The organism is Aquimarina muelleri DSM 19832 (assembly GCF_000430665.1).
GTDB lineage: Bacteria > Bacteroidota > Bacteroidia > Flavobacteriales > Flavobacteriaceae > Aquimarina > Aquimarina muelleri.
On sequence record NZ_AUML01000062.1, the window covers coordinates 1 to 13,202 of the forward strand.

At 30.8% G+C, this 13,202-nt stretch carries 10 protein-coding genes; 9 read left to right on the forward strand and 1 reads right to left on the reverse strand.

All coding sequences use genetic code 11. The features are described from left to right. Positions 1-567 precede the first annotated feature (567 nt). The 7 genes from H527_RS0117810 (at position 568) to H527_RS0117840 (ending at position 11,637) form a co-directional block, all read left to right on the forward strand. Positions 568-1,455 carry a hypothetical protein gene (locus tag H527_RS0117810; RefSeq protein WP_027413937.1) on the forward strand — a complete coding sequence of 296 codons (888 nt, stop codon included), beginning with the start codon at positions 568-570 and terminating at the stop codon, positions 1,453-1,455. A 443-nt stretch (positions 1,456-1,898) separates the two neighbouring features. Then, positions 1,899-4,730 carry a type I restriction endonuclease subunit R gene (locus H527_RS0117815; protein ID WP_027413938.1) on the forward strand — a complete coding sequence of 944 codons (2,832 nt, stop codon included), beginning with the start codon at positions 1,899-1,901 and terminating at the stop codon, positions 4,728-4,730. A 1-nt stretch (position 4,731) separates the two neighbouring features. Then, positions 4,732-6,000, forward strand: a complete 1,269-nt coding sequence (locus tag H527_RS0117820; RefSeq protein ID WP_027413939.1) for a DUF6161 domain-containing protein — start codon at positions 4,732-4,734, stop codon at positions 5,998-6,000. Continuing rightward, on the forward strand, positions 6,000-7,199 hold the full coding sequence (locus H527_RS24235) for a restriction endonuclease subunit S (protein ID WP_051316862.1): 1,200 nt from the start codon (positions 6,000-6,002) through the stop codon (positions 7,197-7,199). Before H527_RS0117820 ends, H527_RS24235 begins: the two co-directional genes overlap by 1 nt. Before the next feature lie 3 nt (positions 7,200-7,202). After that, positions 7,203-9,272, forward strand: a complete 2,070-nt coding sequence (locus H527_RS0117830) for an AAA family ATPase (protein ID WP_027413940.1) — start codon at positions 7,203-7,205, stop codon at positions 9,270-9,272. Further along, positions 9,269-10,102, forward strand: a complete 834-nt coding sequence (locus tag H527_RS0117835; RefSeq protein WP_027413941.1) for an HNH endonuclease — start codon at positions 9,269-9,271, stop codon at positions 10,100-10,102. The genes H527_RS0117830 and H527_RS0117835 overlap by 4 nt, the downstream gene beginning before the upstream one ends. A gap of 11 nt (positions 10,103-10,113) precedes the next feature. Further along, the gene (locus tag H527_RS0117840; RefSeq protein ID WP_027413942.1) at positions 10,114-11,637 is read left to right on the forward strand and encodes a class I SAM-dependent DNA methyltransferase; all 1,524 of its coding nucleotides are present in this window, start codon (positions 10,114-10,116) and stop codon (positions 11,635-11,637) included. A 20-nt stretch (positions 11,638-11,657) separates the two neighbouring features. Here H527_RS0117840 and H527_RS0117845 read toward each other — a convergent pair whose 3' ends face one another. Further along, entirely contained in the window at positions 11,658-12,263 is a 606-nt protein-coding gene (locus tag H527_RS0117845; protein WP_027413943.1) for a hypothetical protein, read from the reverse strand. Between the two features lie 336 nt (positions 12,264-12,599). Here H527_RS0117845 and H527_RS22560 point away from each other — a divergent pair, with 336 nt between their 5' ends. Together H527_RS22560 and H527_RS22565 are read left to right on the forward strand one after the other, a co-directional pair. Next, a complete protein-coding gene (locus H527_RS22560) occupies positions 12,600-12,941 on the forward strand; it encodes a helix-turn-helix domain-containing protein (protein ID WP_035088822.1) in 342 nt (113 codons plus the stop codon). Further along, positions 12,938-13,162, forward strand: a complete 225-nt coding sequence (locus H527_RS22565) for a hypothetical protein (RefSeq protein ID WP_035088711.1) — start codon at positions 12,938-12,940, stop codon at positions 13,160-13,162. Before H527_RS22560 ends, H527_RS22565 begins: the two co-directional genes overlap by 4 nt. The last annotated feature ends 40 nt before the right edge of the window (positions 13,163-13,202 follow it).

Sequence of the window (13,202 nt, forward strand, 5' to 3'; positions counted from 1 at the left end):
GATCAAATACGGGATAACAGAATAAATGTGTTTACTCCAAAAGACCTTCTGTTTGGTCAAAAAGATAGAAATTTTAACCTCAAAAGCAGAAATTTTAGCGCAGCAGGTTGAAATTTTAACCTTCAAGGTTAAAGTTTTAATGTCTTTAGTTAAAAATTCAACTCCTTGGGTTAAATTTTCAACTCTCGTTATTAAACGCTTCGTCAAAAAGACGCGTCACTTGATCTATTGGGTTAAATGGTCTGCCTCGCGGGTTAAACGTTTAACTCTGTAGGTCGAAATTTTTAACTAATGATTTAAAACATAAGAGTTTTACCATAGAACTATATACTGGTTTTGCTTTGCATAAAATTATCATCTCTCACAAACATATAAAAACAAAAAATCCTCTTGATCAAAAGATCAAGAGGATTAAGTACTCCAAACGGGACAGATATCGAACTTTTTACCAGAAGATTGTGATCTAATTCTTCAACATTCTATCGTATTAAAAAATGCCTGTTTTCTATGAAAAACCATAGAAAACAGGCATTTTTTTTCTTCATTTATTCATCAAACATCATCCAAATGAAAACTTATTTTAATCATCACGATATTTATACCAATCACATTTTTGACTTTGAAACGGATTGTTTTTTTCACGATCCCATAGAATATGAAAAAAAGCAAACCAGAAGAATACTTTCTCAGCTAATCCAAAAACTAAAGTTTAAAATAATATCCTCAACAAATCCAGAAGAATCAGACAGCTATACGTACCTAAAAAACTTTACTATTACTCTTAGATGTAATGATTTTGATTATTGGTTTGCTCTTAAATTAAGGCAGTACCAAATAGGATTAAAGTACATCTATACGTTTTTAAATTATCATCTAGCAAATTCATTTAACAATAACTTTAAAAAATTCATTGAATTTTTGGAGCTAGTTATATTACAATATGAAAATATATTTTTCAATAAAAACGTATCTAAGGTTATCAAAAAATATAAAAAGAAAGAACTAATACAAAAGAGAATATCTCATGATATCAAGGTTAGAAAACCAAAAACTACCTACAATACATTTCTATTAAAAAATCTTCAAACTAACTCAAATTATATCCGAGATAATATTGTTGATTTTATGGATATCTGGAGTCTATTGAAAAAAGAAAACTTTATAGATAAGAATACTTCATTTGAAAATTTTAAAGATATTTTCAAAAATCAAAAAATTGAACCTAAAGATCGAATTAAATGGATAGGAACAAATAAAGAACTACAATGGTTTGTAAAATATCTGGTTTATAAATCAGAGAAAACAGTAAATCTTGATAAAGATATTTGGCTTGTTACAAGAAATTGTTTCATTAAAAATGACGGTAAAGGGTTTACTGAATCACAGCTTCGCAATGCTTCTGGAGATAGATTAAATCGAAAAAAATCAGTAGAACACATACTTTCCAAAATTTGAAACCCTTCAATATCATACATAACCCAAAGGTTACAGATTAAAGTCCTGCTTCACTGCTAAAAAAAAATAAAAAACTGATTATTAGCAGTTTGATAAGATTTTAAAATACTTTACTTAAACACATACGGGTGGTGTTTGTCTAGTTGTCAATAAATAATAATGTTATAGAGATTGCTTGTATGATAAAATTTCATAATAATGGTACATAGATCACTCTCTAAAGCTACTAAGAAGTAATTCGATAAGTAGATTTAAAAAACAATAACTTACGATTACGGAAATCCATAAGGAGGTATGGAAGTTTGTTTGTAGATTTGATTTTTGTCGACAAACAATCCAAAATTCAGAAAACCAAAAGAACTATTTTTTGTCAACGCCCAACATTCAGTTAGCTGAAAAATATGTATTTTAGTCTGCTGTAAAAATAAATTTTAGATACTTGTATGGCTCCAGCTAGCAATCAAAATCCTGAACAAATAGCTCGTGATAAAATAGACGAAATGCTACATGAAGCTGGATGGCTGGTTCAGTCAAAAAACAAGGTTGATTTAACTGCAAGCAAAGGCGTTGCAGTACGTGAATACCAAACGGATGTTGGACCTGCCGACTATGTTTTGTTTGTAGACCGAAAACCAGTCGGGATTATAGAAGCAAAACGTGAAGATGAGGGACACCGACTTACGGTTGTAGAAGAACAATCCTCGAACTACGCCAACGCAAAATTAAAATACTTAAATAATGACCCTTTGCCTTTTGTTTATGAAAGCACAGGAACTATCACAAGATTTACAGATTATCGAGACCCAAAACCAAGAGGGCGACATGTTTTTAGTTTTCATCAACCCGAAACCATTGCAGAATGGTTAAAAAAAGGTAAAAGTCTTCGAGAAAGATTATTGTCAATTCCTGCTTTAGATGTAACAGGACTTCGTCCTGCTCAAATTGTAGCTGTTAATAACCTGGAGCATTCTTTTAAAAAGAACAGACCAAAAGCCTTGATTCAAATGGCAACTGGTGCTGGTAAAACTTTTACTGCTGCTACATTTGTGTATCGCTTGCTAAAACACGCAAACGCAAAACGTATTTTGTTTTTGGTTGACACCAAAAATCTTGGCGAACAAGCAGAACAGGAATTTATGACCTTTCAGCCCAATGATGATAACCGAAAATTCACAGAACTGTATAATGTGCAGCGTTTATCTTCAAGCTACATCGCTTCGGACAGTCAAGTATGTATTTCAACCATACAACGCCTCTACTCTATTTTAAAAGGAGAAGAACTAGATGAAAGTGCTGAATTGAATAATCCAAACGAAAATTCTTGGCTACAAAACAAAATGGCTAAAAATAAAGCTGTTCCTGTAGAGTACACCCCAAAAATACCCATTGAGCAATTTGATTTTATAGTCATTGACGAAGCCCACCGCTCCATTTATAATTTATGGAAACAAGTTTTAGATTATTTTGATGCTTTTCTCATTGGTTTAACTGCAACACCAGACAAAAGAACCTTTGGGTTTTTTAATGAAAATGTAGTGAGCCAATATACTTACGAGGAGTCTGTAACAGATGGCGTAAATGTTCCTTATGATGTGTATACCATAGAAACAGAGATTTCTCAAAATGGCGAAACGTTAAAAGCAGGTTGGTTTGTGGACAGACGAGATAAATTAACTCGTAAAAAACGTTGGCAACAAGAAGATGAAGACACCGATTACAAACGCAACGATTTAGATAAAAAAGTAGTTAATCCTAGCCAAATAAGGAACATCATTAGAGAATACAAAAAGGCTTTAAAAACGACTATTTATCCAAATCGTATTGACGAAAATGGCGAATACGAAGTACCAAAAACGTTAGTTTTTGCAAAAACAGATAGTCACGCAGACGATATTATAAAAATCATTCGAGAAGAATTTGACGAAGGAAATGACTTTTGTAAAAAAGTAACGTACAAAATTGAGGAAGACCCAAAATCGGTTTTAAACCGTTTTAGAAATTCGTATTATCCACGTATTGCAGTTACGGTAGATATGATTGCTACAGGAACAGATGTAAAACCTTTAGAAGTTTTATTATTTATGCGGGATGTAAAAAGCATCAACTATTTTGAACAAATGAAAGGTCGTGGTACACGAACTATTAATAATGACTCCCTACAACTAGTAACAAAAACAGCAAGAACTAAAACGCATTTCGTAATTGTAGATGCTGTTGGTGCTACCAAATCTAAAAAAACAGATAGCAGACCTTTAGAACGTAAACCATCTGTACCAATGAAAGATTTATTGGGTGCAGTAACCATGGGAGTTGCAGACGAAGATTTATTTTTGTCTTTAGCAAACCGATTAATACGTTTAGAGAAACAAATTACAGATAAGGAAAAAGACAAACTGTTGGAGTTTTCTGGTGGTAAAAACTTAAAACAAATTACCAAAGAATTAATTACTGCTTTCGACCAGGATGCCATTAAAGAAAGAACACGAGAAATTGCCGCTTCGACTCCACTTAGCGACCAAACACCAGAGTTCATTGAGCGTAGTCGAAAAGAAGCTCAAGAACAATTGATTTTAGAAGCTAGCAAAACCTTTAATGGCGAATTAAATAACTATTTAGAAAATGTACGCAAACAACATGAACAAATTATAGATAGCATAAATATAGATACGGTTACCAAAAGTGAATGGGAAACGACTTCTGTAGATAAAGCCACGGAGATTGTAAAAGATTTCACCACATATTTAGAAGCCAACAAAGATGAAATTAAAGCATTAAGTATTTTTTATAACCAGCCTTATAATCGTAGAGCTATCACCTTTACAATGATCAAAGAGGTGATGGAAAAATTGCGGATGGAAAAACCCTTACTTACCCCTCATTATGTTTGGGATGCTTATACCACCAAAGCACAAGCGGACACTGAGGCTCTCGAAGTACCCGCTAAACCGAAAGACCAATTAACCGCTTTGGTATCTTTAATTAGAAGAGCTTGCGGAATAGACAAAGAATTGAAGGCCTACGACAGCACCATTGAAACTAACTTTAATAAATGGATTTTTAATCAACATACAGGACAACACAATCGATTTACACCAGAGCAACTAGATTGGTTACGAATGATTAAAGACCACGTAGTGAGCAGTTACCATATAGAAATAGACGATTTAGATTATACACCTTTTGATGCCAAAGGCGGAAAAGGAAAAATGTATCAATTATTTGGCAACCAAACGAATGAAATTATTAACGAACTCAATGAAGTATTAGCAGCATAGTATGAATGTTACAGAAATAAGAAAATTAATTCGCCAATCCGAAGACAAAAGTTGGTATAATTCCGTATCAATTGAAGTTTTCTATCCTCAAGCTAATTTTGAGATTGAATTAAGTGGCTTAGATACTATCTACCAGTTTTTTAAAAAACAACATGAATATTTTAATAATATTGAACCACTCCCACAAATATTTGATCAATCCAAATCACATTTTAAACAATCTATAAATGAAATTGAAACATATACTACTCGGAGTTTAATAACAAAGGTTGGTAATGTTAAAGGAGAATGGAATCAATTAAAGATTTTTCTTGAAAAGAACTCACAAAATAACACACACTTTTTTAACAAAGAATCAGCAACTACAGATTTTCTTCTAAAATTAGATAGTGAATTTGTAGGAGCATCTAATGGTGCTTTTGATTTCTTAATGGATCAAAATTTCAAATACAATTATTTTAATAAGAACTACTTCATCGGTTGGCATAGGGCTTATGAATTTTTTACTCAAGATGTTGACTTAGTAAAACGTAGAAATAATGAGAGACAAACTTTAAGCAAAATTCGTTCTGAATATCTAAATAATCTTTTGACGTCTGATAAGCAAGTTGATGACCATATTGCAGAAAAAGAGCAATTATATATAAGTAAAGAAGAATCAATTTCAAGATTAATAAAAAAGAAAAATACGCAGTACGGAACTTGGAAAACTGATAGTCAAAATGAGTTTTCAAGTTTTTTAACAGATTCCGACAAAGCATTTAAGGAGTTAGAATCCATATACAAAGAAAAACTAAAGTTAGAAGCACCAGCAAAATATTGGAACGATAGAGCAGTAAAGTTAAAAGGTGAGGGCAAAAAATGGCTTATTGCTTTAATATCGTGTTCTGTAATTGCAATTCTATCTCTAGGAGCAGTTCTCTATTTTATATCTGATGGTACTCTAAAAGATTTATTCTCAAGCTCTGGTAGTGCAATTCGTTGGTCTATAGTATTTATAACCTTTGTGTCCTTTTTAGCATTTACAATCAGGATATTTTCCAAATTAACATTTAGTTCTTATCACTTGGTGAGAGATGCCGAAGAACGTGAACAACTAGCCTACGTATTTCTGGCTCTTAAAAAAGAAAAAAATATAGATCCAACAGAGCAACATCTAATTATGCAATCATTATTTAGTCGTGCAGATTCTGGACTTTTAAAAGACGATGCATCACCAACAATGCCTGGAGGAAGTATGATTGAAAAAATAATTGGAGGAGGAAAATAATGAGGGAAGATTGGATTGAATGTTACTTCGAAGATTTATTAGATTACGAACAACCTACAAAATACATAGTAAAAAGCACTAAATACAACGACCGGTATAAAATGCCAGTTTTAACAGCTGGCAAAACTTTTATTAAAGGTTATACAAACGAAACTGATGGCATTTTCGATAATTTACCAGCTATAATTTTTGATGATTTCACAACTGCTACGCAGTATGTGAATTTTAAATTTAAGGTAAAGTCATCTGCAATGAAGATACTTGTACCAACAAGTAAATTGGTAAATATGCCACTTGTATATTTTGCTATGCAAGTAAATCAAGTTAGAAGTGATACACATAAACGATATTGGATTTCTGTTTTTGCAAAAAAGAAATTCTTATTACCACCTTTAGTCGAACAAAAAGCCATTGTAAAAAAAATAGAAGCCCTTTTTAGCAGTTTAGACAGTGGGATTGCCGATTTAATAAAAGCACAAGACCAATTGGTTATTTATAGGCAAGCAGTTTTAAAAAAGGCTTTTGAGGGAGATTGGGAAACCACAACAGTTGGAGCATTATTTGATTTTATTGGAGGAGGAACACCAAGTAAAAGAGAACCAAATTATTGGAATGGAAACATTCCTTGGGCTTCAGTAAAAGACATTAAAGGTGATTTTCTAAAAAACACTCAAGATTTCATAACTGAAGAAGGACTCGAAAATAGTTCTGCTAATTTGGCTAAAAAGAATGAAATAATTTTAATAACTAGAATTTCACCCGGGAAAAGTATTATTTCTGAAATTGATACAGCAATCAATCAAGATTTGAAAATTGTAAAACCAAAATTTGATACATTCAATAAGTTTATCCATTATTTATTTAAATCTACAGAAAGAAAAATAGTCAAACTATCAAGTGGTACTACTGTAAAAGGAATTAATTTGAATAACCTGAAATCAATCGAAATTTCTAAAATTAAACTTCAAGAACAACATAAAATCGTTCAAGAAATAGAAAGCCGTTTATCCGTTTGTGATAAAGTAGAAAAAGACATTGCAAACAGTTTAGAAAAAGCCCAAGCCTTACGCCAAAGCATACTTAAAAAAGCATTTGAGGGTACTTTGTTAAGTTTAGAAGAAATTGAAAAATGCAAACAACATAAAGAGTATGAGCCTGCTAGTGTTTTGTTGGGAAGGATTAAGAAACATAAGGCTTAAAATATGGATAAGTTTAATTTAATAAATCGGAATCATATTCTTGAAGCAATTTTATTATATGATAAAAACAAAAGCACCAATGATAATTGGACTACCTATAGTTTAGTTTTTAAAGATAAACATTATCCACCACGTGTTATTGCAAGAACAGCATTAGGTTTTATTTATAAAAAAACAGATTACCTGTATGATATTGAAGATGTATTAGAGTTATTTAAAAAATTTGATTTTTTGATTGAACGTAAAAATCAAGTTTGGAAACTTGGTTGTAATTGGGGAAGTGGTGAACCTAGTTTTTACGAATTGTTAAAAAAAGAAAAGTTAGTAATTGGTAGAGTTGAAAAAGGGGAATATCAAAAACACGATTTAATTTTAATAACAGAGGGTTTTACTGTAAGAGCAATTGGACAAATAAAAAAGGATAAAGTAAGTTCATTAAATGAAAGACTTGCCAATGAGTTAAAAAAATACAGTGTTGATACTGGTAAAGCAACCTATTATTCTAATGTTGAATTTCACGAACTAAGTTCATCAAAAATATTTAATTATGAGCTTCAACAAGGAATCGTTAAAGTACGTAGTTTTCCAATTCTTGTAAAAACTGATAATCTTTGGGCAAATAGAAAAAATACAATTAGGGATATTTATTTTAAAAATTTCTCAGTTTTAGATTATGAAATTAAATACCCCGTTATTTTCTATAGTGGAAATAATTGGGATGATCATAATTTTGAAACTATTTTCAATCTTACTCTTTTTTATAGTCCAAATTGCAAAATTGAATTAGGATCAGTTAAAATAGCTAATAATTCTGGTGATTTTAAGACCACAATTCCCGATCAATTCACAAGTTTGAATTCCAATTACTTTTCTTTGGGTGTTGCACCTAAATATTATGAAAGGTTAGTTGAGGTTTTTCCTGATATTTTTTCAAAAATATTAAATGATCTTAATGATGTAGCAAAAGATAAGAACTTACAGCAAAAGTATAGAACGTTAGATGTTTTTCAAAAGTCCTTTTTAAGAAGTTCTGAGTCTGAATATATTATAAACAATTTTGAAAATATAATTATATCTAAAACTAAAGAATGGAATGAAAGATTTAGTTTTAGATATAGAATAGGAACGGCATTAGAAGACCATGTCGTTAACTTTACATTCGATAATTTTATCAATAATAATTATAGATTTTATTGTATTGTTGGGAAAAACGCAACTGGTAAAACAAAATATCTATCGCAATTTGCAAATAAATTAGTAGACAATTCGGAGGAAGGTATTTTTAATCCTAAAAGACCATACTTTTCAAAGATAATTGCCGCTTCATTTAGTTTCTTTGACAAGTTTAAACTCCCAAATAAAAAGGACACAAACTATGAATTTATCGGTATAAAAAGCACAAATGGTGTTGTAGATGAAAAAATTAACTCATCCAAAATATGGCAATCTTATAAAAACATAGCAAAAGATAAAGCTAAAACTGATTTATGGTATAAATGTATTCATAGTTCTTTAGAAACAGAATACTTGGATTTTAATTTAAAAGAATTACGTAATGTAAGTCAGCGCCAAAATTTTATTGATCATACAGAAAATATATTTAGTTCAGGACAGAATATAATTTTTCAGTTCATTACAAGATTTATTGAATCAATTGAAGATAATTCAATTCTAATTTTTGATGAACCTGAAACACATTTACATCCTAATATTGCAGGAAGGCTAATAAGAACAATTCATATTATTTTGAATACATATAAATCATTCTGTATACTTGCAACGCATTCACCAGTAATTGTTCAAGAAATACCCTCTAAATATATACGAATATTTGATCGCCAAGATAATGTCCCGATGATTTACTCACCTACAATTGAATGTTTTGGTGAAAACTTATCTCAAATAAGTAATACTGTTTTTAAAGTTGATGAAGAAAAAGAATTATATAAAACTCAATTAGACGAATTAATAAATCAAGATAAATCTTTTAAAGAAATCAATGATTTATTTGAACACGGTTTAAGTTTAAATGCTCGTATTTATCTATTATCTAAAATGGAATCAAAATTATGATGCAATGTAATTACATAGGAAACAATGAGTTTGAGACTTTTAAAAAAATAGTCGAGGAGAAATATAATCCTGGTCGAACTATTTTAACTAATATTAAAACTCGTGTTGAAACTTCTTATATTCAATATTTAGATAGATTTACTGAATTAGAAGCCAAACCATCATCAGAATTTACAGTTGCGGAAATCGAGGAAAGAAATCATCTTCAAGGTTGTTATTCAAGCTTAACTGAAACAGGAAAGCCAATAAAAGCATCAATATTTTCTGAGCAGCCAACTGTTTTGAAAATGCTTTGTCCATTTTGTTTATTAGACAAACCTAAAACATTAGACCATTATATAGGTAAGGATGAATTTCCTGAATATTCGTTTTTAGTAAAAAACTTGATTCCTTGTTGTTATGATTGTAATCAGATTAAAACAACTAAATGGAGAGAGAATAATAGACGACGATTTATTCATTTTTATAATGATGATTTTTTTGATAATCAATTTTTATTTTCTGACTTAACAATTATAGCAGAAACACCAATCATAAATTTATCACTTCAAAAACCTGAAAATTTGAGTGATGAAGATTTTCAAATAATCGAATGGCATTTTGAAGATTTAAACTTAATTCAACAATATAAAGAAAGATGTAACTCTACACTTTCAACTGAATTAAAAATAATTAAAGATTCAAGTAATAATGGCTTGTCTAATCAGCAAATTATTACTCAACTTCAAACAAGTGAAAGCAATTATGCCGATGATTACGGTTTGAATTATTGGAAATCTACAATGTTTCAATGTATGTCACAAAATGTAGATGAACTTTTAGCATTATAACTTAAAATATTATGACAGACTCAACAATAATATCAAAAATATGGAACCTCGCCAATGTACTACGTGATGATGGTGTAGGCTATGGAGATTATTTAGAACAAATTACGTATTTGCTATTCTTAAAAATGGCGGATGAATTAAACAAACCACCATATAATAAAGGTTTGGTGTTTCCAAAACTTAAGGATGTAGAAGGCAATGAAATTGCAGATAGTGAAACTTGCAATTGGGAAACGCTATCCGATAAAAGAGGTGCAGAATTAGAATCGTTTTACAGTCAATTATTGCGTACTCTTTCTACAGAAAAAGGAACTCTTGGGCAAATTTTCACCAAAAGTCAAAACAAAATTCAAGACCCTGCCAAATTATCAAAAGTCATCCATCTAATCGACAAAGAAGATTGGAGTATGATGGGAGCAGATATAAAAGGTAAAATCTATGAAGGACTTTTAGAGAAAAATGCAGAAGACACCAAAAGTGGAGCTGGACAATACTTTACGCCAAGAGCATTAATTAAAACAATTGTAGCTTGTGTACAGCCAAAACCATCAAAAACAATTATTGACCCAGCGTGTGGTACAGGAGGTTTCTTTTTAGCTGCGTACGATTGGATCGTAGATAACAACAAATTAGATAGAGAAGAAAAAGAGTTTTTAAAAAACAAAACCTTTTACGGTAATGAGATTGTTGCCAACACCCGTAGAATGTGCTTAATGAATATGTATTTGCACAACATTGGAGAAATAGACGGAGAATCGTTTATAAACCCGAATGATGCATTGATTGCAGATGATGGAGAACGTTATGATTATGTATTGGCAAATCCACCTTTTGGTAAAAAAAGCAGTATGACTTTTACCAATGAACAAGGCGAAATTGTAAAAGAAGATTTAAGTTACAATCGTCAAGATTTTTGGGAAACCACATCCAACAAGCAATTAAACTTTTTACAACACATAAAAACACAATTAAAAATAAATGGAGAAGCAGCAGTTGTGTTACCTGATAATATTTTATTTGAAGGTGGAGCTGGTGAAGAGGTTAGAAAACAATTAATGAAAACAGCAGATTTGCACACTATCTTGAGGTTACCAACAGGTATATTTTATGCCCAAGGAGTTAAAGCAAACGTGTTATTTTTCAATAATAAACCTGCAAGCAAAGACCCGTGGACAAAAGACATTTGGTTTTATGATTACAGAACCAATGTACATCATACACCAAAGAAGAATCCAATGCGGCAGGAACACTTAAAAGAGTTTATCGAGTTGTATAATGGCAAAAATATTAACAAACGAAAAGCAACTTGGAGTGAAGAAAATGAAGAAGGTAGGTGGAGAAAATATAGTTATGACGAAATAATAACAAGAGACAAAACGAGTTTGGATATATTTTGGTTGAAAGACAAAAGTTTAACCGATTTAGACAATCTACCAGATCCAGATATTTTAGCGAATGAAATTATTGAAAACATAGAATCTGGACTACATAGTTTTAGAGAAATAATGGAAACGATAAACAGAGAAACAGAATAAGCCATCGCTAAGCAATGTAGTTATGTTAAACTCTCATTAATTTTCTTGGTCACTACACTTGGTTGTCGTTTTAAAAGTTGGGCTACTTTGTCTATTTTTTGAAATTTATTATATGCTCTAGTCATTATTTCGATTTCTTTTTCTGTCCATTTTTCATACGCTCTAGGGTACAATTTTCTAGTTTCTAACTCCGTATAAGAGAATTCACTTTCATCACGTTTTGGCAACTTTTCAACATGAGGTTTCGCTTTTTCTATCAATGTGTCAATTTCAAGTTCGGATAGTATAGGAATATGTAGTTTTTTATTTTCTGAAGAATTATCTTCATTAGCTGCACTCTCGTTATTGTCCGAAACCCTATAAAAATACCATTCTACAAAATCTGTGGTTGTATTTCGATAAGAACATTGAGGTATTAAGTTAAGAAGCTCCATTTTCTTAAGCTTGTGTAGAAATTTTCTAAAATGAATCCCTTGATGTTTATCTTTTTCGATAATCCCTTTTTTTGCTAAATAAGGATATATATCAGTACTTCTTAATCCATCTTGATTAAGCATTTCCAAATATTCTTGAATATACCTACTAATCCTACGTGCTTTTTGAAAATCATCATGAGATAAATCCATATGTAAAAAGTGTTCTGTGGTAATTTTTTATTTAGAAAAAATACAAATTCGACACGAATCTTCCTAACACACAACTAATTTTAATGAATAATTATCACCTCTCTCACTAATTCTAATCACAATAGTAATCCACGCAGAGTCCTATATTTTCATATAACCACAACTATTCCCTTTACTTTTAAACACTTACATTATCGTTTGAATTTACCCTAAAACCACTCTGCGCAGAGTATATTATTTTTTGCAAAACCTTGATTTCTTTCGTTGTTTTGTTACAGATATCTAAAAAACAAAGCATTACGTAATGCTCATTAGTAATTATTAAAAACAATAACAATGAGCGATTTATCAAAACCTTTGTACACTCTTACTATTGAAGAATACAAAGAATTACAACAAGAAATTTTTCAAGAACAATTCCAAAGGTTTCAAAACCCTGAAAAACAATCGCCTTCGGAAAAGAAAGAAAGAGACATCATTTTTATGGATGAAGTCTGTGAAATAACTGGGTATAGTAAGCCTACTGTGTATTCCAAAATCAGTAGGTATGAAATCCCTGTACTCTCCAGAGGAAAGCCACTAACCTTTTCTAAAAAAGAAATTATAGAATGGATACATCAAGGTAAACCTAATATTATGGATAGAAAAGCTGAAGAATATCTAAGAAATAAAAGATGAAAACCTATATAAAAACAGAGGTAGAACTCATTAATCCAGATGCAGATTATTACAGCCTTGATGAAATAAGAAAACTATTTAATCCTCCTATTTCATATGTAACCCTCTGGAGATGGCAAAAAAAAGGAGTTCTAAAACTCACTCCGTATGTATATGGTAACAAAAAATTCTATCATATAGAAGAAGTTCTTCAGGAATTAAAAAGACATAAAAAGTCTTAAAAATAATAGTTAAAGGGATGTCTTGCTTTGTATTCAGAAT